At 53.2% G+C, this 22,744-nt stretch carries 26 protein-coding genes; 17 read left to right on the top strand and 9 right to left on the bottom strand.

The window, feature by feature from the left end:
* Positions 1–105 precede the first annotated feature (105 nt).
* The 12 genes from cysD (at position 106) to rpoS (ending at position 9,876) form a co-directional block, all read left to right on the top strand.
* Entirely contained in the window at positions 106–1,014 is a 909-nt protein-coding gene (gene cysD, locus ACJHX7_RS08730) for a sulfate adenylyltransferase subunit CysD (RefSeq protein WP_000372108.1), read from the top strand.
* A 1-nt stretch (position 1,015) separates the two neighbouring features.
* The gene (gene cysN, locus ACJHX7_RS08725; protein WP_022646032.1) at positions 1,016–2,443 is read left to right on the top strand and encodes a sulfate adenylyltransferase subunit CysN; all 1,428 of its coding nucleotides are present in this window, start codon (positions 1,016–1,018) and stop codon (positions 2,441–2,443) included.
* Positions 2,443–3,048, top strand: a complete 606-nt coding sequence (gene cysC / locus ACJHX7_RS08720) for an adenylyl-sulfate kinase (protein WP_001173653.1) — start codon at positions 2,443–2,445, stop codon at positions 3,046–3,048. Before cysN ends, cysC begins: the two co-directional genes overlap by 1 nt.
* A gap of 49 nt (positions 3,049–3,097) precedes the next feature.
* Positions 3,098–3,421: a DUF3561 family protein gene (locus ACJHX7_RS08715; protein ID WP_001246104.1), complete on the top strand. Its 324-nt coding sequence runs from the start codon at positions 3,098–3,100 to the stop codon at positions 3,419–3,421.
* A gap of 193 nt (positions 3,422–3,614) precedes the next feature.
* Positions 3,615–3,926, top strand: coding sequence for a cell division protein FtsB (gene ftsB, locus ACJHX7_RS08710; RefSeq protein WP_000517476.1), 312 nt, complete (start codon positions 3,615–3,617; stop codon positions 3,924–3,926).
* 18 nt (positions 3,927–3,944) lie between these two features.
* Positions 3,945–4,655: a 2-C-methyl-D-erythritol 4-phosphate cytidylyltransferase gene (gene ispD / locus ACJHX7_RS08705; protein WP_000246153.1), complete on the top strand. Its 711-nt coding sequence runs from the start codon at positions 3,945–3,947 to the stop codon at positions 4,653–4,655.
* Entirely contained in the window at positions 4,655–5,134 is a 480-nt protein-coding gene (gene ispF / locus ACJHX7_RS08700; protein WP_001219237.1) for a 2-C-methyl-D-erythritol 2,4-cyclodiphosphate synthase, read from the top strand. Before ispD ends, ispF begins: the two co-directional genes overlap by 1 nt.
* Complete coding sequence (gene truD / locus ACJHX7_RS08695) at positions 5,131–6,180, top strand: tRNA pseudouridine(13) synthase TruD (RefSeq protein ID WP_000568924.1); 1,050 nt, start codon at positions 5,131–5,133, stop codon at positions 6,178–6,180. Before ispF ends, truD begins: the two co-directional genes overlap by 4 nt.
* Entirely contained in the window at positions 6,161–6,922 is a 762-nt protein-coding gene (gene surE, locus ACJHX7_RS08690) for a 5'/3'-nucleotidase SurE (RefSeq protein ID WP_001295182.1), read from the top strand. The genes truD and surE overlap by 20 nt, the downstream gene beginning before the upstream one ends.
* Positions 6,916–7,542, top strand: a complete 627-nt coding sequence (pcm, locus tag ACJHX7_RS08685; protein ID WP_000254708.1) for a protein-L-isoaspartate O-methyltransferase — start codon at positions 6,916–6,918, stop codon at positions 7,540–7,542. Before surE ends, pcm begins: the two co-directional genes overlap by 7 nt.
* Before the next feature lie 184 nt (positions 7,543–7,726).
* Positions 7,727–8,821, top strand: a complete 1,095-nt coding sequence (gene nlpD / locus ACJHX7_RS08680) for a murein hydrolase activator NlpD (protein WP_306174120.1) — start codon at positions 7,727–7,729, stop codon at positions 8,819–8,821.
* A gap of 62 nt (positions 8,822–8,883) precedes the next feature.
* Positions 8,884–9,876, top strand: coding sequence for an RNA polymerase sigma factor RpoS (gene rpoS, locus ACJHX7_RS08675; RefSeq protein ID WP_000081550.1), 993 nt, complete (start codon positions 8,884–8,886; stop codon positions 9,874–9,876).
* Between the two features lie 120 nt (positions 9,877–9,996).
* Here rpoS and ACJHX7_RS08670 read toward each other — a convergent pair whose 3' ends face one another.
* The gene (locus tag ACJHX7_RS08670) at positions 9,997–10,404 is read right to left on the bottom strand and encodes a MarR family winged helix-turn-helix transcriptional regulator (RefSeq protein WP_001208067.1); all 408 of its coding nucleotides are present in this window, start codon (positions 10,402–10,404) and stop codon (positions 9,997–9,999) included.
* A gap of 146 nt (positions 10,405–10,550) precedes the next feature.
* On the opposite strand from ACJHX7_RS08670, the gene ACJHX7_RS08665 reads away from it, so the two are divergent.
* Genes ACJHX7_RS08665 through ACJHX7_RS08655 form a run of 3 tightly spaced genes read left to right on the top strand, consistent with a single transcriptional unit; the run spans position 10,551 to position 12,818 of the window.
* Positions 10,551–11,144: a non-oxidative hydroxyarylic acid decarboxylases subunit B gene (locus tag ACJHX7_RS08665; protein ID WP_000767731.1), complete on the top strand. Its 594-nt coding sequence runs from the start codon at positions 10,551–10,553 to the stop codon at positions 11,142–11,144.
* A complete protein-coding gene (locus ACJHX7_RS08660; protein WP_094030059.1) occupies positions 11,144–12,571 on the top strand; it encodes a non-oxidative hydroxyarylic acid decarboxylases subunit C in 1,428 nt (475 codons plus the stop codon). Before ACJHX7_RS08665 ends, ACJHX7_RS08660 begins: the two co-directional genes overlap by 1 nt.
* Before the next feature lie 10 nt (positions 12,572–12,581).
* On the top strand, positions 12,582–12,818 hold the full coding sequence (locus ACJHX7_RS08655; protein ID WP_000562981.1) for a non-oxidative hydroxyarylic acid decarboxylases subunit D: 237 nt from the start codon (positions 12,582–12,584) through the stop codon (positions 12,816–12,818).
* 41 nt (positions 12,819–12,859) lie between these two features.
* On the opposite strand, the gene pphB is transcribed toward ACJHX7_RS08655, so the two are convergent.
* Positions 12,860–13,516 (bottom strand): protein-serine/threonine phosphatase, encoded by a 657-nt coding sequence (pphB, locus tag ACJHX7_RS08650; RefSeq protein WP_094030058.1) that lies wholly within the window; start codon positions 13,514–13,516, stop codon positions 12,860–12,862.
* A 105-nt stretch (positions 13,517–13,621) separates the two neighbouring features.
* Entirely contained in the window at positions 13,622–16,183 is a 2,562-nt protein-coding gene (mutS, locus tag ACJHX7_RS08645) for a DNA mismatch repair protein MutS (protein ID WP_094030057.1), read from the bottom strand.
* A gap of 75 nt (positions 16,184–16,258) precedes the next feature.
* Between mutS and ACJHX7_RS08640 the strand changes: the two genes are divergently transcribed.
* Both ACJHX7_RS08640 and ACJHX7_RS08635 read left to right on the top strand, forming a co-directional pair.
* Positions 16,259–16,393 carry a hypothetical protein gene (locus ACJHX7_RS08640; protein ID WP_000611937.1) on the top strand — a complete coding sequence of 45 codons (135 nt, stop codon included), beginning with the start codon at positions 16,259–16,261 and terminating at the stop codon, positions 16,391–16,393.
* A gap of 76 nt (positions 16,394–16,469) precedes the next feature.
* On the top strand, positions 16,470–16,814 hold the full coding sequence (locus ACJHX7_RS08635) for a nitrous oxide-stimulated promoter family protein (RefSeq protein WP_094030056.1): 345 nt from the start codon (positions 16,470–16,472) through the stop codon (positions 16,812–16,814).
* Positions 16,815–16,852: 38 nt separating this feature from the next.
* Here the strand turns inward: ACJHX7_RS08635 and ACJHX7_RS08630 are convergent, their stop codons facing one another.
* The 6 genes from ACJHX7_RS08630 to hypB all read right to left on the bottom strand — a co-directional run bounded on the left by ACJHX7_RS08630 (position 16,853) and on the right by hypB (position 22,741).
* On the bottom strand, positions 16,853–17,281 hold the full coding sequence (locus ACJHX7_RS08630; protein ID WP_000301062.1) for a molybdopterin-binding protein: 429 nt from the start codon (positions 17,279–17,281) through the stop codon (positions 16,853–16,855).
* A gap of 44 nt (positions 17,282–17,325) precedes the next feature.
* A complete protein-coding gene (gene flhA, locus ACJHX7_RS08625) occupies positions 17,326–19,404 on the bottom strand; it encodes a formate hydrogenlyase transcriptional activator FlhA (protein WP_001361307.1) in 2,079 nt (692 codons plus the stop codon).
* 73 nt (positions 19,405–19,477) lie between these two features.
* Positions 19,478–20,488 carry a hydrogenase maturation carbamoyl dehydratase HypE gene (gene hypE, locus ACJHX7_RS08620; protein WP_001059912.1) on the bottom strand — a complete coding sequence of 337 codons (1,011 nt, stop codon included), beginning with the start codon at positions 20,486–20,488 and terminating at the stop codon, positions 19,478–19,480.
* Positions 20,485–21,606 carry a hydrogenase formation protein HypD gene (hypD, locus tag ACJHX7_RS08615; RefSeq protein ID WP_094030055.1) on the bottom strand — a complete coding sequence of 374 codons (1,122 nt, stop codon included), beginning with the start codon at positions 21,604–21,606 and terminating at the stop codon, positions 20,485–20,487. Before hypD ends, hypE begins: the two co-directional genes overlap by 4 nt.
* On the bottom strand, positions 21,606–21,878 hold the full coding sequence (gene hypC, locus ACJHX7_RS08610) for a hydrogenase 3 maturation protein HypC (RefSeq protein ID WP_000334881.1): 273 nt from the start codon (positions 21,876–21,878) through the stop codon (positions 21,606–21,608). The genes hypD and hypC overlap by 1 nt, the downstream gene beginning before the upstream one ends.
* The gene (hypB, locus tag ACJHX7_RS08605; protein ID WP_000337665.1) at positions 21,869–22,741 is read right to left on the bottom strand and encodes a hydrogenase nickel incorporation protein HypB; all 873 of its coding nucleotides are present in this window, start codon (positions 22,739–22,741) and stop codon (positions 21,869–21,871) included. Before hypB ends, hypC begins: the two co-directional genes overlap by 10 nt.
* Positions 22,742–22,744: the final 3 nt, after the last annotated feature.

The following is a 22,744-nucleotide window of genomic DNA, read 5'->3' as shown; positions in this document are numbered from 1 at the left end:
TTAAGGAACTACTCATTCTAATTGGTAATTTCATTCGTTCTCTTACGCTCCCTATAGTCGAAACATCTGATGGCAAGAAAATAGCGGTATTGCAAAGGAACGGTTATGGATCAAATACGACTTACTCACCTGCGGCAACTGGAGGCGGAAAGCATCCACATTATTCGCGAGGTGGCTGCAGAATTCTCAAATCCGGTGATGCTCTACTCTATCGGTAAAGATTCCAGCGTCATGCTGCATCTGGCGCGCAAGGCGTTTTATCCAGGTACGCTGCCTTTCCCGTTGCTGCATGTCGATACCGGCTGGAAATTCCGCGAGATGTATGAGTTCCGCGATCGTACGGCGAAAGCCTACGGCTGCGAGCTGCTGGTGCATAAAAACCCGGAAGGCGTGGCGATGGGGATTAATCCATTCGTACACGGCAGCGCGAAACATACCGATATTATGAAAACTGAAGGCCTGAAACAGGCGCTGAACAAATACGGTTTTGATGCCGCCTTCGGTGGCGCACGTCGTGACGAAGAGAAATCCCGCGCTAAAGAGCGAATCTACTCTTTCCGTGACCGCTTCCATCGCTGGGATCCGAAAAATCAGCGCCCGGAGCTGTGGCACAACTACAACGGGCAAATTAACAAAGGCGAAAGCATCCGCGTCTTCCCGCTCTCTAACTGGACCGAGCAGGATATCTGGCAATACATCTGGCTGGAAAATATCGACATTGTGCCGCTGTATCTCGCTGCGGAACGTCCGGTTCTGGAACGCGACGGTATGTTGATGATGATTGATGACAACCGTATCGACCTGCAACCGGGCGAAGTGATTAAAAAACGGATGGTGCGTTTCCGTACGCTGGGCTGCTGGCCGCTGACCGGTGCGGTGGAGTCAAATGCACAAACACTGCCGGAGATCATCGAAGAGATGCTGGTTTCCACCACCAGTGAACGTCAGGGCCGCGTGATTGACCGCGACCAGGCGGGGTCTATGGAGCTGAAAAAACGTCAGGGGTATTTTTAAGATGAACACCGCACTTGCACAACAAATCGCCAATGAAGGCGGCGTCGAAGCCTGGATGATTGCGCAACAACATAAAAGCCTGCTGCGTTTTCTGACCTGTGGTAGCGTCGATGACGGCAAAAGTACCCTGATTGGTCGCCTGCTGCACGATACCCGCCAAATCTACGAAGATCAGCTCTCATCGCTGCATAACGACAGTAAGCGTCACGGCACCCAGGGCGAAAAGCTGGATCTGGCGCTTCTGGTGGATGGTCTGCAAGCCGAGCGTGAACAGGGCATTACTATTGATGTGGCCTACCGCTATTTCTCTACCGAGAAGCGTAAATTTATTATCGCCGACACCCCAGGGCACGAGCAGTACACCCGCAATATGGCGACTGGCGCATCGACATGTGAACTGGCGATCTTACTGATCGATGCCCGTAAAGGCGTGCTCGATCAAACCCGTCGTCACAGTTTTATCTCCACACTGTTGGGGATCAAACATCTGGTCGTGGCGATCAACAAAATGGATCTGGTGGATTACAGTGAAGAGACGTTCACCCGTATTCGTGAAGATTATCTGACTTTTGCCGGGCAGCTGCCGGGTAATCTGGATATCCGCTTTGTGCCGCTCTCCGCACTGGAAGGCGACAACGTGGCTTCGCAAAGTGAAAGTATGCCGTGGTACAGCGGTCCGACACTGCTAGAAGTGCTGGAAACCGTGGAGATCCAGCGAGTGGTGGATGCACAGCCTATGCGCTTCCCGGTGCAGTACGTTAACCGCCCGAATCTCGATTTTCGTGGTTACGCCGGAACGCTGGCATCCGGTCGCGTGGAAGTCGGGCAACGTGTCAAAGTGCTGCCCTCTGGTGTGGAGTCAAACGTCGCGCGAATCGTGACTTTTGATGGCGATCGCGAAGAAGCCTTTGCCGGAGAAGCGATCACCCTGGTGCTAACGGATGAGATCGACATTAGCCGTGGCGATCTGCTGCTGGCGGCAGACGAAGCGTTACCGGCTGTGCAGAGCGCGTCGGTGGATGTGGTATGGATGGCGGAACAGCCGCTTTCCCCGGGCCAGAGTTATGACATCAAAATTGCCGGTAAGAAGACGCGTGCTCGTGTTGATGGCATTCGTTATCAGGTTGATATTAATAACCTTACCCAACGCGAAGTTGAAAACCTGCCGCTGAACGGCATCGGCCTGGTGGATCTCACTTTTGACGAGCCACTGGTGTTAGATCGTTATCAGCAAAATCCGGTGACCGGTGGGCTGATTTTAATCGATCGCCTGAGCAATGTGACCGTAGGTGCCGGTATGGTGCACGAGCCAGTTAGCCAGGCAACTGCTGCGCCATCTCAATTCAGTGTATTCGAACTGGAATTGAATGCTCTGGTTCGCCGCCATTTCCCGCATTGGGGTGCGCGCGATTTACTGGGAGATAAATAATGGCTCTGCATGACGAAAACGTCGTCTGGCATAGCCACCCAGTAACTCCGCAACAACGCGAACAGCACCACGGTCATCGTGGTGTTGTGCTGTGGTTTACCGGCCTCTCTGGTTCCGGTAAATCAACCGTCGCGGGGGCGCTGGAGGAGGCGTTACATAAACTTGGCGTCAGTACGTATCTGCTGGATGGCGACAACGTTCGCCACGGATTATGCAGCGATCTCGGTTTTAGCGATGCCGACCGTAAAGAGAATATCCGTCGCGTCGGTGAAGTGGCGAATTTGATGGTTGAAGCCGGACTGGTGGTGCTGACCGCATTTATCTCGCCACACCGCGCCGAACGCCAGATGGTTCGCGAACGCGTAGGAGAAGGGCGCTTTATCGAAGTGTTTGTCGATACACCGCTGGCGATTTGCGAAGCCCGCGATCCAAAAGGCTTATATAAGAAAGCGCGTGCCGGTGAACTGCGCAACTTTACGGGAATAGATTCCGTTTACGAAGCGCCTGAATCGGCAGAAATTCATCTCAATGGTGAACAATTAGTAACAAATTTGGTACAGCAATTATTAGATCTGTTGAGACAGAACGATATTATCAGATCCTGAGACACCACCGGGTTTCCATGCCCGGTTCGTCAAAGTAACAGGATCAAATATGCGTAATAGCCATAACATTACACTAACAAATAACGACAGCCTTACTGAGGATGAAGAAACCACATGGTCACTGCCTGGTGCCGTGGTCGGTTTTATCTCATGGTTATTTGCGCTGGCGATGCCGATGTTGATTTATGGCTCTAACACGCTGTTCTTCTTTATCTACACCTGGCCTTTCTTTCTGGCACTGATGCCTGTCGCGGTAGTGGTGGGGATTGCGCTGCATTCATTGATGGACGGAAAGCTACGCTACAGTATTGTTTTCACCCTGGTGACAGTAGGCATTATGTTTGGCGCACTGTTTATGTGGCTACTGGGCTAATTTGTACTTTCTTGTCTCCTCTGTTCATAATTCAAACCGTAACTAATAATGAGATTATGTTCTGCACGCCCTGGGTATACGTAACAATGGACAAATGTGGTACATTTGCCCGCGTTGTCGCGGTATCCCCAACAGAGGATGTAGAGTCGTCTTCGGATGCATGGGATGATGATGCCGTTTTTCAGGGGGCAGGATGGGTAAACTAACGCTGCTGTTGCTGGCTATTCTGGTCTGGCTACAGTATTCGCTGTGGTTCGGTAAGAACGGTATACATGACTATACCCGCGTCAATGATGATGTGGCGGCACAGCAAGCTACAAACGCTAAACTTAAAGCGCGAAACGATCAACTTTTTGCCGAAATTGACGATCTCAATGGCGGCCAGGAGGCGCTCGAAGAGCGTGCGCGTAATGAACTCAGCATGACCAGGCCGGGCGAAACTTTTTATCGTCTGGTGCCTGACGCGTCGAAGCGCGCACAGTCTGCGGGGCAAAACAATCGATAAATCAGCCCAGGAATTAACATGGCAACCACTCATTTGGATGTTTGCGCCGTGGTTCCGGCGGCCGGATTTGGCCGTCGAATGCAAACGGAATGTCCTAAGCAATATCTCTCAATCGGTAATCAAACCATTCTTGAACACTCGGTGCATGCGCTGCTGGCGCATCCCCGGGTGACACGTGTCGTCATTGCCATAAGTCCTGGCGATAGCCGTTTTGCAAAACTTCCTCTGGCGAATCATCCGCAAATCACCGTTGTAGATGGCGGTGATGAGCGTGCCGATTCCGTGCTGGCAGGTTTGAAAGCCGCTGGCGACGCGCAGTGGGTATTGGTGCATGATGCCGCTCGTCCTTGTCTGCATCAGGATGACCTCGCGCGATTGTTGGCGTTGAGCGAAACCAGCCGCACGGGAGGGATCCTCGCCGCACCAGTGCGCGATACGATGAAACGTGCCGAACCGGGCAAAAATGCCATTGCTCATACCGTTGATCGCAACGGCTTATGGCACGCGCTGACGCCGCAATTTTTCCCTCGTGAGCTGTTACATGACTGTCTGACGCGCGCTCTAAATGAAGGCGCGACTATTACTGACGAAGCCTCGGCGCTGGAATATTGCGGATTTCATCCGCAGTTGGTCGAAGGCCGCGCGGATAACATTAAAGTCACGCGCCCGGAGGATTTGGCGCTGGCCGAATTTTACCTCACCCGAACCATCCATCAGGAGAATACATAATGCGAATTGGACACGGTTTTGACGTACACGCCTTTGGCGGTGAAGGCCCAATTATCATTGGTGGCGTGCGCATTCCTTACGAAAAAGGGCTGCTGGCGCATTCTGATGGCGACGTGGCGCTCCATGCGTTGACCGATGCATTGCTTGGCGCGGCGGCGCTGGGGGATATCGGCAAACTGTTCCCGGATACCGATCCGGCATTTAAAGGTGCCGACAGCCGCGAGCTGTTGCGCGAAGCCTGGCGTCGTATTCAGGCGAAAGGTTATGCCCTCGGCAACGTCGATGTCACTATCATCGCTCAGGCACCGAAGATGTTGCCGCACATTCCACAAATGCGCGTGTTTATTGCCGAAGATCTCGGCTGCCATATGGATGATGTTAACGTGAAAGCCACTACTACGGAAAAACTGGGATTTACCGGACGTGGGGAAGGGATTGCCTGTGAAGCGGTGGCGCTACTCATTAAGGCAACGAAATGATTGAGTTCGATAATCTCACTTACCTCCACGGCAAACCGCAAGGCACCGGGCTGCTGAAAGCGAATCCGGAAGACTTTGTGGTGGTGGAAGATTTGGGCTTTGAGCCTGATGGTGAAGGTGAGCATATTCTGGTTAGAATCCTCAAAAACGGCTGCAATACCCGTTTTGTGGCGGATGCACTGGCGAAATTCCTGAAAATTCATGCCCGTGAAGTCAGCTTCGCTGGGCAAAAAGATAAACATGCTGTTACGGAACAGTGGTTATGCGCTCGCGTGCCGGGCAAAGAGATGCCCGATCTGAGCGCCTTTCAACTGGAAGGCTGCCAGGTGCTGGAGTATGCGCGGCACAAGCGCAAGCTGCGTTTAGGGGCGCTGAAAGGTAACGCCTTTACCCTGGTACTACGCGAAGTGAGCAATCGCGATGACGTTGAACAACGTCTGATCGATATTTGCGTAAAAGGTGTACCGAACTACTTCGGTGCCCAACGTTTTGGGATTGGCGGTAGCAACTTGCAGGGCGCGCTGCGCTGGGCGCAAACCAATACTCCGGTGCGCGATCGCAATAAACGGAGTTTTTGGTTGTCGGCAGCCCGCAGTGCGTTGTTTAATCAGATTGTTGCTGAGCGCCTCAAAAAAGCAGACGTTAATCAAGTTGTTGACGGCGATGCGCTACAATTAGCCGGACGTGGTAGCTGGTTTGTCGCAACCACCGAAGAACTGGCGGAATTACAGCGTCGCGTCAACGATAAAGAGCTAATGATAACCGCCGCATTGCCGGGCAGTGGCGAATGGGGAACTCAGCGTGAAGCGCTGGCATTCGAACAAGCAGCTGTCGCCGCAGAAACTGAATTACAAGCCTTACTGGTGCGCGAAAAAGTTGAAGCCGCGCGCAGAGCGATGCTGCTGTATCCGCAACAATTAAGCTGGAACTGGTGGGATGACGTCACCGTAGAAATCCGTTTCTGGCTTCCGGCGGGTAGTTTTGCAACCAGCGTTGTCAGGGAACTTATCAACACAACAGGTGATTATGCGCATATTGCTGAGTAATGATGACGGGGTACATGCACCCGGTATACAAACGCTGGCGAAAGCCTTGCGTGAGTTTGCTGACGTTCAGGTGGTCGCCCCCGATCGTAACCGCAGCGGCGCTTCAAATTCTCTGACACTGGAATCCTCCCTGCGCACGTTTACCTTTGAAAATGGTGATATTGCTGTGCAAATGGGAACCCCGACCGATTGCGTCTATCTTGGCGTGAATGCTCTGATGCGTCCGCGCCCGGACATTGTTGTGTCCGGAATTAACGCCGGGCCGAATCTGGGGGATGATGTTATTTATTCCGGTACGGTAGCCGCCGCGATGGAAGGCCGTCATTTAGGTTTTCCGGCGCTTGCCGTCTCGCTTGACGGGCATAAACATTACGACACTGCCGCGGCGGTAACCTGTTCAATTTTGCGCGCACTGTGTAAAGAGCCGCTGCGCACCGGACGTATTCTTAACATTAACGTTCCGGATTTACCCTTGGATCAAATCAAAGGTATTCGCGTGACGCGCTGCGGTACACGACATCCGGCAGATCAGGTGATCCCGCAGCAAGATCCGCGCGGCAATACGCTGTACTGGATTGGCCCGCCGGGCGGTAAATGTGATGCCGGTCCGGGGACCGATTTTGCTGCGGTAGATGAGGGCTATGTCTCTATCACGCCGCTGCATGTGGATTTAACTGCGCATAGCGCGCAAGATGTGGTTTCAGACTGGTTAAACAGCGTGGGAGTTGGCACGCAATGGTAAGCAGACGCGTACAAGCACTTCTGGATCAATTACGTGCGCAAGGTATTCAGGATGAGCAGGTGCTGAATGCACTTGCCGCCGTGCCGCGTGAAAAATTCGTTGATGAAGCGTTTGAACAAAAAGCCTGGGACAATATCGCCTTGCCGATAGGTCAGGGGCAGACAATTTCGCAGCCGTATATGGTGGCGCGAATGACCGAATTACTCGAGCTGACGCCGCAGTCGCGGGTGCTGGAAATTGGCACCGGTTCGGGATATCAAACGGCAATCCTGGCGCATCTTGTCCAGCATGTTTGCTCGGTCGAACGGATTAAAGGCTTGCAGTGGCAGGCGCGTCGCCGCCTGAAAAATCTTGATTTACATAATGTTTCAACCCGTCATGGCGATGGATGGCAAGGTTGGCAGGCACGTGCGCCGTTTGACGCTATCATTGTTACGGCGGCACCGCCGGAAATTCCAACTGCGCTAATGACGCAGCTGGACGAAGGCGGGATTCTCGTCTTACCCGTAGGGGAGGAGCACCAGTATTTGAAACGGGTGCGTCGTCGGGGAGGCGAATTTATTATCGATACCGTGGAGGCCGTGCGCTTTGTCCCTTTAGTGAAGGGTGAGCTGGCTTAAAACGTGAGGAAATACCTGGATTTTTCCTGGTTATTTTGCCGCAGGTCAGCGTATCGTGAACATCTTTTCCAGTGTTCAGTATGGTGCCTTGCACGGTAATTATGTCACTGGTTATTAACCAATTTTTCCTGGGGGATAAATGAGCGCGGGAAGCCCAAAATTCACCGTTCGCCGCATTGCGGCTTTGTCACTGGTTTCGCTATGGCTGGCAGGCTGTTCTGACACTTCAAATCCACCGGCCCCGGTCAGCTCCGTTAATGGCAATGCGCCTGCAAATACCAATTCTGGTATGTTGATTACGCCGCCGCCGAAAATGGGGACGACGTCTACAGCTCAGCAACCGCAAATTCAGCCGGTACAGCAGCCACAAATTCAGGCCACTCAACAACCGCAAATCCAGCCGGTGCAGCCAGTAGCTCAGCAGCCGGTACAGATGGAAAACGGACGCATCGTCTATAACCGTCAGTATGGGAACATTCCGAAAGGCAGTTATAGCGGCAGTACCTATACAGTGAAAAAAGGCGACACACTTTTCTATATCGCCTGGATTACTGGCAACGATTTCCGTGACCTTGCTCAGCGCAACAATATTCAGGCACCATACGCGCTGAACGTCGGTCAGACCTTACAGGTGGGGAATGCTTCCGGTACGCCAATCACTGGCGGAAATGCCATTACCCAGGCCGACGCAGCAGAGCAAGGAGTTGTGATCAAGCCTGCACAAAATTCCACCGTTGCTGTTGCTTCGCAACCGACAATTACGTATTCTGAGTCTTCGGGTGAACAGAGTGCTAACAAAATGTTGCCGAACAACAAGCCAACTGCGACCACGGTCACAGCGCCTGTAACGGTACCAACAGCAAGCACAACCGAGCCGACTGTCAGCAGTACATCAACCAGTACGCCTATCTCCACCTGGCGCTGGCCGACTGAGGGCAAAGTGATCGAAACCTTTGGCGCTTCTGAGGGGGGCAACAAGGGGATTGATATCGCAGGCAGCAAAGGACAGGCAATTATCGCGACTGCAGATGGCCGCGTTGTTTATGCCGGTAACGCGCTGCGCGGCTACGGTAATCTGATTATCATCAAACATAATGATGATTACCTGAGTGCCTACGCCCATAACGACACAATGCTGGTCCGGGAACAACAAGAAGTGAAGGCGGGGCAAAAAATAGCAACCATGGGTAGCACCGGAACCAGTTCAACACGCTTGCATTTTGAAATTCGTTACAAGGGGAAATCCGTAAACCCGCTGCGTTATTTGCCGCAGCGATAAATCGGCGGAACCAGGCTTTTGCTTGAATGTTCCGTCAAGGGATCACGGGTAGGAGCCACCTTATGAGTCAGAATACGCTGAAAGTTCATGATTTAAATGAAGATGCGGAATTTGATGAGAACGGAGTTGAGGTTTTTGACGAAAAGGCCTTAGTAGAAGAGGAACCCAGTGATAACGATTTGGCCGAAGAGGAACTGTTATCGCAGGGAGCCACACAGCGTGTGCTGGACGCGACTCAGCTTTACCTTGGTGAGATTGGTTATTCACCACTGTTAACGGCCGAAGAAGAAGTTTATTTTGCGCGTCGCGCACTGCGTGGAGATGTTGCCTCTCGCCGCCGGATGATCGAGAGTAACTTGCGTCTGGTGGTAAAAATTGCCCGCCGTTATGGCAATCGTGGTCTGGCGTTGCTGGATCTTATCGAAGAGGGCAACCTGGGGCTGATCCGCGCGGTAGAGAAGTTTGACCCGGAACGTGGTTTCCGCTTCTCAACATACGCAACCTGGTGGATTCGCCAGACGATCGAACGGGCGATTATGAACCAAACCCGTACTATTCGTTTGCCGATTCACATCGTAAAGGAGCTGAACGTTTACCTGCGAACCGCACGTGAGTTGTCCCATAAGCTGGACCACGAACCAAGTGCGGAAGAGATCGCAGAGCAACTGGATAAGCCAGTTGATGACGTCAGCCGTATGCTTCGTCTTAACGAGCGCATTACCTCGGTAGACACCCCGCTGGGTGGTGATTCCGAAAAAGCGTTGCTGGACATCCTGGCCGATGAAAAAGAGAACGGTCCGGAAGATACCACGCAAGATGACGATATGAAGCAGAGCATCGTCAAATGGCTGTTCGAGCTGAACGCCAAACAGCGTGAAGTGCTGGCACGTCGATTCGGTTTGCTGGGGTACGAAGCGGCAACACTGGAAGATGTAGGTCGTGAAATTGGCCTCACCCGTGAACGTGTTCGCCAGATTCAGGTTGAAGGCCTGCGCCGTTTGCGCGAAATCCTGCAAACGCAGGGGCTGAATATCGAAGCGCTGTTCCGCGAGTAAGTAAGCATCTGTCATAAAGGCCAGTCTCTTATGAGGCTGGCCTTTTTCTTTTGTATGGGGAGTTGGTGTGTTTCGTCGCCTGGATAAGACACGTCAGCGTCCCATCCGGCAATCAACATCCTATTTGCTCATCATCTTGCGCACCAGCTGCATAAACAGCTCCTGCTCTTCTCCACTCAAACGCCCCAAAAATTCCTCATCCACACTGTCGCCAATCGGTATCGCCGCAGCAAGTACCTTTTCTCCTTCGGCAGTCAGCCAGACAAAGCGTCGCCGCTTATCAGCGGCGTCATGTTCACGTCTGACTAAGCCACGATTTTCCATTCTTGCCAACATTTCTGCCAGCGTTGCTTTGGTGCTGACTGCTGCTTCTATCAGTGCCACCTGTTCGATACCAGGCTTATCAGCAATGGCGCGCATCACCGCGTACTGTGGTTTGGTCAGGTCAGGTAACTCGTGCTGCCAGCGGGCCGTATGCTGCTGAAAAAGCTGTCGTAACTGATGGAACGCTTTATTTCGTAACGCCATGTAAACTCCGGGCTAATTCTCTGTCGCTATCATAGCGGTTTTTCAGTGACGAAGAAGATGTTGTTACTTTTCAATCCTTGCCGCTGTGGAAATGAAGGAGTATGTTAATAATAACGTTCGTATACGAACAATTAAGAGAGTAAGCAATGAAACTGATCGTCGGGATGACAGGGGCTACCGGTGCGCCTCTTGGTGTGGCATTACTGCAAGCGCTGCGGGAGATGCCGAATGTCGAGACTCATCTGGTGATGTCGACGTGGGCGAAAACCACCATTGAACTGGAAACGCCTTACAGCGCTCGCGATGTTGCTGCCCTCGCAGACTTCAGCCATAACTCGGCGGATCAGGCGGCGACCATCTCCTCAGGTTCCTTTCGTACCGACGGCATGATCGTTATTCCGTGCAGTATGAAAACGCTCGCCGGTATCCGTGCCGGTTACGCCGATGGCCTGGTAGGGCGCGCGGCGGACGTCGTGCTCAAAGAAGGCCGCAAACTGGTGCTGGTGCCGCGTGAAATGCCGCTTAGCACCATCCATCTCGAAAATATGCTCGCACTTTCGCGCATGGGCGTGGCGATGGTGCCGCCGATGCCTGCCTTTTATAACCATCCCGAAACGGTAGATGACATTGTCCAGCACGTGGTAGCCCGCGTGCTGGATCAATTTGGCCTCGAACATCCTCACGCCAGGCGCTGGCAAGGATTGTCGCAGACCCGGAATTTTTCTCAGGAGAATGAATAATGGCATTTGATGATTTACGCAGCTTTTTACAGGCGCTCGACGACCATGGGCAATTGCTGAAAATCAGCGAAGAGGTGAACGCAGAACCGGATCTGGCAGCCGCAGCCAACGCCACCGGGCGTATCGGCGACGGCGCGCCAGCGCTGTGGTTTGATAATATTCGCGGCTTTACCGATGCCCGCGTGGCGATGAACACCATCGGTTCCTGGCAGAACCACGCGATTTCCCTCGGCCTGCCGCCAAATACCCCGGTTAAAAAACAGATCGATGAGTTTATCCGCCGCTGGGACAACTTCCCGATTGCCCCGGAACGCCGAGCCAATCCAGCCTGGGCGCAGAACACCGTCGATGGAGACGAGATCAACCTGTTTGATATCCTGCCGCTGTTTCGTTTAAACGATGGCGATGGCGGTTTCTATCTCGACAAAGCGTGCGTGGTTTCCCGCGATCCGCTTGATCCGGATAACTTCGGCAAGCAGAACGTCGGTATCTACCGCATGGAAGTGAAGGGCAAACGTAAGCTCGGCCTGCAACCGGTGCCGATGCACGATATCGCCCTGCATCTGCATAAAGCGGAAGAGCGCGGTGAAGATCTGCCGATTGCGATCACCCTCGGTAACGATCCGATCATCACGCTGATGGGGGCCACGCCGCTGAAATATGATCAGTCCGAGTACGAAATGGCAGGCGCGCTGCGTGAAAGCCCGTACCCGATCGCCACCGCCCCGCTGACTGGTTTTGATGTGCCGTGGGGTTCAGAAGTGATCCTCGAAGGTGTCATCGAAAGCCGTAAACGTGAAATCGAAGGGCCGTTCGGTGAGTTTACCGGGCACTACTCCGGCGGGCGCAACATGACCGTGGTGCGCATCGATAACGTCTCTTATCGCAGCAAACCCATTTTTGAATCGCTCTATCTCGGGATGCCGTGGACGGAAATCGACTATCTGATGGGGCCAGCCACCTGCGTGCCGCTGTATCAGCAACTGAAAGCCGAGTTCCCGGAAGTGCAGGCGGTGAACGCCATGTACACCCACGGCCTGCTGGCGATTATCTCCACCAAAAAACGCTACGGTGGCTTTGCCCGCGCGGTGGGCCTGCGTGCGATGACCACGCCACACGGTCTGGGCTACGTGAAGATGGTGATTATGGTCGATGAAGACGTTGATCCGTTCAACCTGCCGCAGGTGATGTGGGCGCTCTCTTCGAAAGTGAACCCGGCAGGGGATTTGGTGCAGTTGCCGAATATGTCCGTGCTGGAACTCGACCCTGGCTCAAGTCCGGCGGGGATCACCGACAAGCTGATTATCGACGCCACCACGCCTGTCGCCCCGGACAACCGTGGTCACTACAGTCAGCCGGTGGTGGATTTACCGGAAACCAAAGCCTGGGCTGAAAAACTGACCGCCATGCTGGCCGCACGTCAATAAGGAGAACAAGATGATTTGTCCACGTTGTGCTGATGAACAGATTGAAGTGATGGCGAAATCGCCGGTAAAAGATGTCTGGACGGTCTACCAGTGCCAGCATTGCCTCTATACCTGGCGCGATACCGAACCGCTGCGCCGCACCAGCCGCGAACATTATCCCGAAGCGTTCCGCATGACGCAGAAAGATATTGATGACGCGCCGATGGTGCCGAGCATCCCGCCGCTGCTGGCGGAAGGTAAGTGTTAATAAAAAAGTGCCGGGTAGAGGCTTTGCTTTACCCGGCCACGTTATTTAATTTTATAAAACGATAACCGTCTGCTTTCCGGCGAGCCGGTATCAATATAAACCTGATTGGCAAATGTCTGGATGTTATCAAACATCATATGACCAAATATAAAGAAGTCGGCACCGTTTATTTTTTGTAATTCGCTATTAAGTGATTTCTGCACACGATCAACAGGCCAGAGTAATTCGCTCTCCGCTATTTCTTTGCCAAACTGATACTCCTTCCCCGGATAATCTGCATGTGCGATGACATATTTTATGTTGTCGTTAGTGATTTCAATAATATGTGGAAGGTGATGAAATTTCAGCAACAGATCTATTGCCGCTTGTTGCTCTGAATCATTTAAATCGAAAAACCAGTCACCACCGCTGGCAAGCCACATATTTCCATCGCCAGTTTCGAATGCCTCAAGCGCCATCGCTTCGTGGTTGCCTTTAGCCGATGTAAACCAGGGCTGGTTTAGCAGGCGCAGCACGTTAAGACTCTCCGGCCCACGATCAATATTATCGCCGACAGAAATAAGTAAGTCGGTTTCAGGGCAAAAAGAGAGTTGATGTAAGCGGGATTGTAATAATTGATAGTCACCATGAATATCACCAACGGCCCATATATGGCGATAGTGATGGGCATTAATTTTTTGATAGCGTGTAGATGGCATGGTTTTACCCTGTAAAATAAGATTTCCTATTATACAGGGTATTTTTATTTGATTCGTCAGTTGTCGTTAATATTCCCGATAGCAAAAGACTATCGGGAATTGTTATTACACCAGACTCTTCAAGCGATAAATCCACTCCAGCGCCTGACGCGGAGTCAATGAATCCGGGTCGAGGTTTTCCAGTGCCTCGACCGCAGGCGAAGTTTCTTCCGGTAGGGACAGCAAAGACATTTGTGTACCATCCACTTGCGTAGCAGCGGCGTTCGGCGAAATGCTTTCCAGCTCACGCAGTTTTTGCCGTGCGCGCTTAATAACCTCTTTTGGCACGCCCGCCAGAGCAGCAACCGCCAGGCCGTAGCTTTTGCTCGCCGCGCCATCCTGCACGCTGTGCATAAAGGCAATGGTGTCGCCGTGCTCCAGCGCATCGAGATGCACGTTGGCGACGCCTTCCATTTTCTCCGGCAGTTGGGTCAGCTCGAAATAGTGGGTAGCAAACAGCGTCAACGCTTTGATCTTATTTGCCAGATTTTCCGCGCATGCCCACGCCAGCGACAGACCATCGTAAGTGGAAGTTCCGCGCCCAATCTCATCCATCAGCACCAGACTGTACTCGGTGGCGTTATGTAAAATATTGGCGGTTTCGGTCATTTCCACCATAAAGGTTGAACGCCCGGATGCCAGATCGTCCGCTGCTCCTACGCGCGTGAAGATACGGTCGATCGGCCCAATCTCGACTTTTTGCGCCGGTACGTAGCTGCCGATATACGCCATCAGCGCAATCAACGCGGTCTGGCGCATATAGGTACTTTTACCGCCCATGTTCGGACCGGTGATGATCAACATGCGACGCTGCGGCGACAGGTTCAGCGGGTTAGCGATAAACGGCTCATTCAGTACCTGTTCAACTACCGGATGGCGACCTTCGGTAATGCGAATACCCGGTTTATCAATGAAGGTCGGGCAGGTGTAGTTCAGGGTATAGGCCCGTTCCGCCAGGTTCACCAGTACGTCGAGTTCTGCCAGTGCGCTCGCGCTCTGTTGCAACGCTTCCAGATGCGGCAACAGCAGGTCGAACAACTCTTCATAAAGCTGTTTTTCCAGTGCCAGTGCTTTACCTTTCGAGGTGAGTACTTTGTCTTCATACTCTTTTAGCTCTGGAATAATGTAGCGTTCGGCGTTTTTCAGCGTCTGGCGACGCATATAGTTGATGGGTGCCAGATGGCTTTGCCCACGGCTGATCTGAATGTAGTAGCCGTGCACTGCATTAAAGCCAACTTTCAGCGTGTCCAGGCCGGTACGTTCACGCTCGCGGACCTCCAGACGCTCCAGATAATCGGTCGCGCCGTCAGCCAGCGCCCGCCACTCATCCAGCTCTTCGTTATAGCCCGGCGCGATAACACCACCGTCGCGCACCAGTACCGGCGGTGTGTCGATAATGGCCCGCTCCAGCAGATCGCGCAGTTCGGCAAACTCGCCCATCTTCTCACGCAGCGCTTGTACCGGTGCACTATCGACATTTTCTAACTGCGCACGCAACTCCGGCAGTTGCTGGAAAGCGTGACGCATACGGGCCAGATCGCGTGGGCGAGCGGTACGCAACGCCAGACGCGCCAGAATACGTTCCAGGTCGCCGACCTGACGCAGTACCGGCTGTAGCTCGGCGGTGAAATCCTGCAATGCGCCAATAGTTTGCTGGCGCTCAAGCAACACGCGGGTATCGCGCACTGGCATATGCAGCCAGCGTTTCAGCATACGACTACCCATCGGCGTTACAGTGCAGTCGAGCACTGAAGCCAGCGTATTTTCCGCACCGCCGGCCAGGTTCTGAGTAATTTCCAGGTTACGACGCGTCGCGGCATCCATAATGATGCTGTCCTGCTCACGTTCCATGGTGATAGAACGAATATGCGGCAGGGTCGTGCGTTGGGTATCTTTCGCATACTGCAACAGACAACCGGCAGCACAAAGTCCGCGCGGCGCGTTCTCGACGCCAAAACCGACCAGATCGCGAGTGCCAAATTGCAGATTCAACTGCTGGCGCGCGGTGTCGATTTCAAACTCCCACAGCGGGCGACGGCGCAGTCCGCGACGACCTTCAATCAGCGACATCTCGGCGAAATCTTCTGCATACAACAGCTCTGCCGGATTAGTGCGTTGCAGCTCTGCCGCCATCGTTTCGCGGTCAGCCGGTTCGCTCAGGCGAAAACGCCCGGAACTGATATCCAGCGTCGCGTAGCCGAACCCTTTGCTGTCCTGCCAGATAGCTGCCAGCAGGTTATCCTGACGCTCCTGCAACAGCGCTTCATCGCTGATGGTGCCCGGCGTAACGATACGCACAACTTTGCGCTCAACCGGACCTTTGCTGGTCGCCGGATCGCCAATTTGTTCGCAGATGGCAACGGACTCGCCCTGATTCACCAGTTTGGCGAGATAGTTTTCCACCGCATGGTAGGGGATCCCCGCCATCGGGATCGGCTCTCCCGCGGAAGCACCGCGTTTGGTCAGTGAAATATCCAGCAGCTGCGAGGCGCGTTTCGCGTCGTCATAAAACAGTTCGTAAAAGTCACCCATCCGATAGAACAGCAGGATCTCGGGATGCTGGGCTTTCAGCTTGAGATACTGTTGCATCATTGGCGTATGGGCATCGAAATTTTCTATTGCACTCATGGGGTTATGTCCGGTTCCCTGATATTAAATGGGGTGTGATGGTTTTTATTTTCGTTGTAATCACATAAGGCGCACATGATACCGGAGTTAATCATTTCAGGGGAAGAAGCGAACGGCGAGTTCTTGATGGTGATTCCGGGAAAGATGCTGTTTTGCAGCTTTTGCGTGATGCTTATGAAGCAAGTACGCAAAATTGCGTCGGTTGAATAAACCTCCTCCTTCAGAGCCATAGTCCCCTTTCAAATTAAGTTGTAATATAAATACACCTTAAGAGTATGGAGGCAGCATGTCCGGCAAGCGTATCTCTCGTGAAAAACTGACGATTAAAAAAATGATCGATCTTTATCAAGCGAAATGCCCGCAGGCGTCAGCAGAGCCGGAGCATTACGACGCGCTGTTTGCTTACGCGCAAAAGCGGCTGGAAAAATGTGTGTTCGGTGAAGAGAAACCTGCCTGTAAGCAGTGTCCGGTACACTGTTACCAGCCTGCAAAGCGTGAAGAGATGAAACAGATTATGCGTTGGGCCGGGCCGAGAATGCTGTGGCGTCATCCGATCTTAACCGTGCGTCATCTCATCGATGACAAGCGTCCGGTGCCGGAGTTGCCAGAAAAATATCGTCCAAAGAAATAAATCTGCCGGAGAGCCATACTCTCCGGCAAATAAGGCGTTTACGCTTTGGTGGCAATCAGGATGGCTGATGCTTTGATCAATGCAATAACGCGCGAGCCAGTGGTGAGTTTCATTTCATCCTGACTTTCATTTGTTACCACTGCCACAATTTCAAAACCCGCATCCGTTTTGATATGGACAGTGGCGTTCACTGCGCCTTCGGTGATTGTCGACACGCTGCCAGCAAACTGGTTGCGAGCAGAGAATTTCAGTCCACAGTCTTCCGTTGCCAGCGTTACCCACGGGGCTTTAATCAGGGCAATCGCTTCTTTCCCTTTCGCCAGACCCAGCGCTTGCTGGCTGCTGTGAGTCACAATTGCCACCAGCTTTGCACCACCTGCCAGCGTCAGTTCTACTTCGTCATTCACCGCGCCCATTGCTACTGCGCTAACTGTTCCGGTTAATTGATTTCTTGCTGAAACTGCCATACTGCCTCCTTTCATTGAATGTTGATCGAGTATAACCACATCTGTTAAATCAATGCCGATTTATCAATTCCCAGTCGCTTCATTCGTGACAGCAGAGTCGTGCGTTTCAGCCCCAGACGTTGCGCAGCGCCTTTAGGCCCGGCAACCACGCCGTTGGTTTCTTTCAGCACGCGAACAATCAACTGATATTCATCTTCGCCCTCCTGGGCGACAACCGTTGCGGCAGGCGGCGTTTCAGGTTCTGGTAAAGCAATATCTGGCAATGACAGCTGCAGCACGTTGCCGCGTGTTAGCAATACCGCGCGCTCAATGACGTTTTCCAGCTCACGCACGTTGCCCGGCCATTCCATGTTGCTCAGGATGCGCAGCGTCTCGGCAGGAATGCTGTCGATATTGCGCCCCAGACGACGGGCAATTTTGAAGGTAAAGGCTTTCGCCAGCAGCGGAATATCTTCCGGACGCTCGCGTAGTGGCGGCAGGTGGATCGGGAATACGTTCAGGCGGTAATAGAGATCGCTACGGAACTCTCGGTCGGCGACCATTTTTTTCAGATCGCGGTTAGTCGCGGCAATTAAACGTACGTCCGTCTGAATGATTTTGTTGCTGCCAAGACGTTCAAACTCCTGTTCCTGTAATACACGCAGCAACTTCGGCTGTAACTCCAGCGGCATATCGCCCACTTCATCGAGGAATAGTGAGCTTTTATCCGCCAGTTCAAAACGACCAATGCGCTGAGCGCTGGCACCGGTAAAAGCCCCACGCTCATGACCAAATAGATCGCTTTCCAGCAATCCGGCAGGCATCGCCGCGCAGTTCATTTTGACCATGCGGCGATTATTACGCCCACTGAGATTATGGATCGCGCGGGCAATCAGCTCTTTACCTGTACCAGTTTCACCGAGGATCAGAACGGTACTGTCACTTTGCGCCACCATTTCAACTTGTTTAAGTACGCTGTACATGGCTTCGCTGCGGCCAATAATCTCGCCAAATTCACTATCAACATTGTTGAGCTGCTCGGTCAGGGCGAGGTTTTCATCAACCAGCCGTTCTTTCAGACGATGAATTTCCTGATAGGCGAGGGCGTTATCGACAGCGATTGCCACACGTTCGGCAATCTGGCGCAGTAAGCTCAGATTGGTAGTGGTAAATACTTTCTCTTCGCATTGCGCCAGTTTCAGCACGCCCAGCATGGTGTCGCCAGACATCAGCGGTAACAGGCACAAGGTTTGAATCTGGTTGCCCCAGGTGTCGAACAACATGCGTTCATAGGGGGCTAAATCGTCCCGCTCGTGGAGATTAATCAACAGCATCTCTTTACTTTTGAAGACGCGTTCGGTGAGGGTTCCGGCTTCATCGACTTCGCTCTGTTCGTGGGCGGGATGCTGTTTATCAAGATAGTGAGTGGAGTAGATGTTGAGTTTGTTTTTACGGTGGCTGCGTAAGACAATGCTGATATCGTCAATGTCGAAATAGTAATGGATTTCTTTGGCGACTTCGCTGACCAGTTCGTCCATATCCAGGCGGGAAAGCACCGCGTTGGTGATGGCGACCAGGATGCGGAAGTTATCGCGTTCCCGGCATAACAACTCATAGTCGACATTGTTAACGACGCGGCTCTGGATTTGTTCGGTGACGACAGAAACGATCTGCGTAAAAGTTTGCAGGCGATTGAACTCTTTTTCACTCCACGGGCGATCGTCATAACGAATAAATTCACAGCCACCAAAAATATGCCCTTCCGCCGCCAGTGGCATCAGGCAATAGTGACCAAATTTGGGGTATAGTCCACCTGCGGCCAGCTGCGGCCAGGTTTCACAAAATTCTTCGTAACTGCAATGCAGCGTATCAGGGCGCGACAAAATGCTGCGTACCGGACCGTGTGCCAGAACAGTTTCGTCTTCATATTTAATGGGGGTGTCTTTTTCACGCGACGCGTAATAAGACGCACGTTGAGTCTGCGCTTGCCACAACACAATAGCCGCGTTGTCGGCGAGCGCAGAACGCTTTACCAGTTGCGAAAGAGCCTCACACAGCGAGGCCAGATCGGGCTGCTGCAATAGTGTCCGAGTGATGTCGAACAACCCTTGTTGTCCGAGATCACTCATCGGTGTATATGACATTTTGTTCTTCCAGGAAAGCACCGCAAAGCGGTGCAAAAGGTCATTGACTAACTATAGGAGATTTAGAATTTTATTAGCATATACGCGGTAACGGTTCGGCGTGTGGTAAATCGAGGGTTCGTTTCACGCCATATAGACCGGCAAGACGAACACCTTTACGTTCCACCACTTCACCAATCAGCGCCGCGTCTTTTCCCAGTGGATGGGAATGTAACGCTGCCAGCACTTGCTCTGCCGCGTTGCGTTCAACGGCGATCACCAGTTTGCCTTCGTTGGCAAAGTTAAGGGCGTCCAGTCCCAGCAGTTCGCAAACGCCGCGCACAGCAGGTTTAACCGGCAGTGCCGCTTCTGAAATTTCAATACCACAACCGCAGGCTGCCGCGAACTCATGTACCACCGCGTTTACACCACCACGGGTGGCATCACGCAGCGCTTTCACGCCGGGAATGTCACGCAGCGTCTGAATAAGCGGCGTCAGCACCGCGCAGTCGCTGACCAGTTCGCCATCCAGCCCCAGCTGCTCACGCAGGTTAAGGATAGTCGCCCCGTGGTCGCCGAGTGTACCGCTAACCAGCAATACATCGCCTGCGGTTAGCGTCTGTGCGCCCCAGTGAATATTCGCCGGAATTGCGCCCATGCCAGCGGTGTTGATAAACAGTTTATCTGCCGCGCCGCGCTGTACCACTTTAGTATCGCCAGTAACGATGGCAATGCCTGCCGCGCGGGCGGTTTCTGCCATGCTGGTCACAACGGCTTTCAGCGTCTCCATCGGTAATCCTTCTTCAAGGATAAAGCCACAGGAGAGATAACGCGGAATAGCGCCACTGACCGCAACGTCATTCGCGGTGCCACAAATCGCCAGCTTGCCGATATTACCGCCAGGGAAGAACAGCGGGTCAATAACGTAACTGTCGGTGGAGAACGCCAGACGGTCGCCTTCCGCTACCAGCTGCGCCAGATCAAGACGTGCCTGATCTTCCTGCTCTGCCAGCCACGGGTTGGCAAAGGCTTCCATAAACAGGCTGTTGATTAATTGCTGCATCGCCTGGCCGCCGCTACCGTGGGCGAGTTGGATATTATTCACGCTTCACTCTCCTGCTGACGATACTGATACCACGCGGCGCACGCTCCTTCGGAGGAAACCATCAGCGCACCAAACGCGGTTTGAGGATTACAGGTGTTACCAAACAGCGGGCATTGATGCGGCTTACATTTGCCCGTTAATACTTCGCCACAACGTGCGCGCGGGTCATCGCAGACCTGCTGCGGTGCCGGGCGGAAATGCGCTTCGGCATCGAATCGTTGATAATCCGGCGTCAGGTGTACACCAGAAGATTCAATCACGCCTAAGCCGCGCCATTCGCTGTCGCCGTTGACACAGAACACATCGGCAATCGCCTGTTGCGCCAGCAGGTTACCGGCATCCGGCACCACCCGACGATACTGATTCTCTACCTTGCTGTGGGCCGCTATTTTCTGCTCCACCAGCATGACCACGCCTTGCAGTAGATCAAGGGGTTCGAAACCAGCGACCACCAGCGGACGATGAAAATCGCTGGCGATAAAATTATAGGCATCAGTGCCGATAACCATACTGACGTGGCCCGGCGCGAGGAACGCGTCGATACCGTTATCTGGCTGTTCCAGCAAACTGCGCAGCGTCGGGATAAGCGTAATGTGCTGGCAGAAGAAGTAAAAATTCTGCACATCGCGGGCTTTTGCCTGTTGCAGAGTGATGGCGGTGGTCGGCATGGTGGTTTCAAAACCTAAGCCGAAGAACACCACTTTGCGGGTTGGATTCTCCTGCGCCAGTTTCAACGCATCCATCGGCGAGTAAACGATGCGCACATCGGCACCGCGTGCCTTTGCCTGTAACAGCGAACCCTGTTTCCCTGGTACGCGCATGGCGTCGCCAAAGGTACAGAAGATGACTTCCGGATGGCTGGCAATCTCCACGCAGGTGTCGATTCTACCCATCGGCAGTACACACACCGGGCAACCGGGACCGTGGATAAACTCAACGTTTTCCGGCAGCAACTGGTCGAGGCCGAATTTAAAAATGGCGTGGGTATGACCGCCACACACTTCCATAATCCGCAGAGGGCGTTCGGCGGTGTAAGAGAGATGTGAAGCACGTTCGCGCAGATGCGCAATTAACTGCATCACCTGTTCCGGCGCGCGATATTCATCAACAAAACGCATTATTTTTCCTCGCCATACAACAGCGCACCGACATCCGGCTCAACGTCAAACATGTTTTGTAAGGCGTCGAGAGTGTCGCGCGCTTCGGCTTCATTAATTACGCTCATGGCAAAGCCAACGTGAACCAGTACCCACTGGCCTACGCGTGGCTGACCGTTTTCATCGCAGCTGCCGACTAACGTTAAATCGACATCGCGCTGAATGCCGCAGACGTCGACTTTCGCCTGGTTGCCGTCAATGGTGCGGATCTGGCCGGGAACGCCTATGCACATCGCTGTGTCTCCAGCCAGTTCAGCCACTGGTCCATCCCTTCGCCGCTGGTGGCGGAAATAAGGATGATTTCAATTTCTGGATTGACTTCACGGGCGCAGGCGATGCACTTCTCAACGTCGAAATTGAGATACGGCAGCAAGTCAACTTTGTTGAGCAGCATCAGCGAGGCGGCGGCAAACATGTGCGGATATTTCAGCGGTTTGTCTTCACCTTCGGTAACGGAAAGCACCGCCACTTTGTGTTTTTCACCGAGATCGAAGCTGGCCGGGCATACCAGGTTGCCAACGTTTTCGATAAACAGAATACCGTTATCGTCCAGTGGCAGGCGCGGTGCGGCGTCGGCAATCATCTGAGCGTCGAGATGGCAGCCTTTACCGGTATTCACCTGAATCGCTGGTGTGCCGGTAGCACGAATGCGTGCGGCATCGTTCACGGTTTGCTGATCGCCTTCAATAACCGCGCACGGAACGCTGTCTTTCAGGCGCATTAAGGTTTCCGTCAGCAGGGTGGTTTTACCGGAACCAGGGCTGGAAACCAGGTTGAGCACCAGTTGCTTGCGGGCAGCAAAGCGCGCGCGGTTGCGTTCAGCCAGACGGTTGTTTTTGTCCAGCACGTCAATTTCGACTTCCAGCATCCGACGCTGGCTCATGCCCGGCGCGTGAGTGCCCGCTTCGCCATGACCGTAATGCAGGTCGCCTTCTTCAGTCTGGCTGGGGGTAAATTCAGGCGCTTTAATGCCGGTGATTTTCATCTTCGGGCGTGCCGCCGGGGCAAATGGCGCGCTACGAAACGCGGAATGAGGGTTATGTTCATCACCCTCAATATAGAGGTTGCCTTCACCGCAACCGCATGTTGTACACATCGC

It is taken from the genome of Escherichia sp. WS1451, from assembly GCF_046487365.1.
Classification (GTDB): domain Bacteria; phylum Pseudomonadota; class Gammaproteobacteria; order Enterobacterales; family Enterobacteriaceae; genus Escherichia; species Escherichia coli.
The sequence above is the reverse complement of the archived record's forward strand: the minus strand, read 5'-3'. Positions and strand labels throughout refer to the sequence as shown.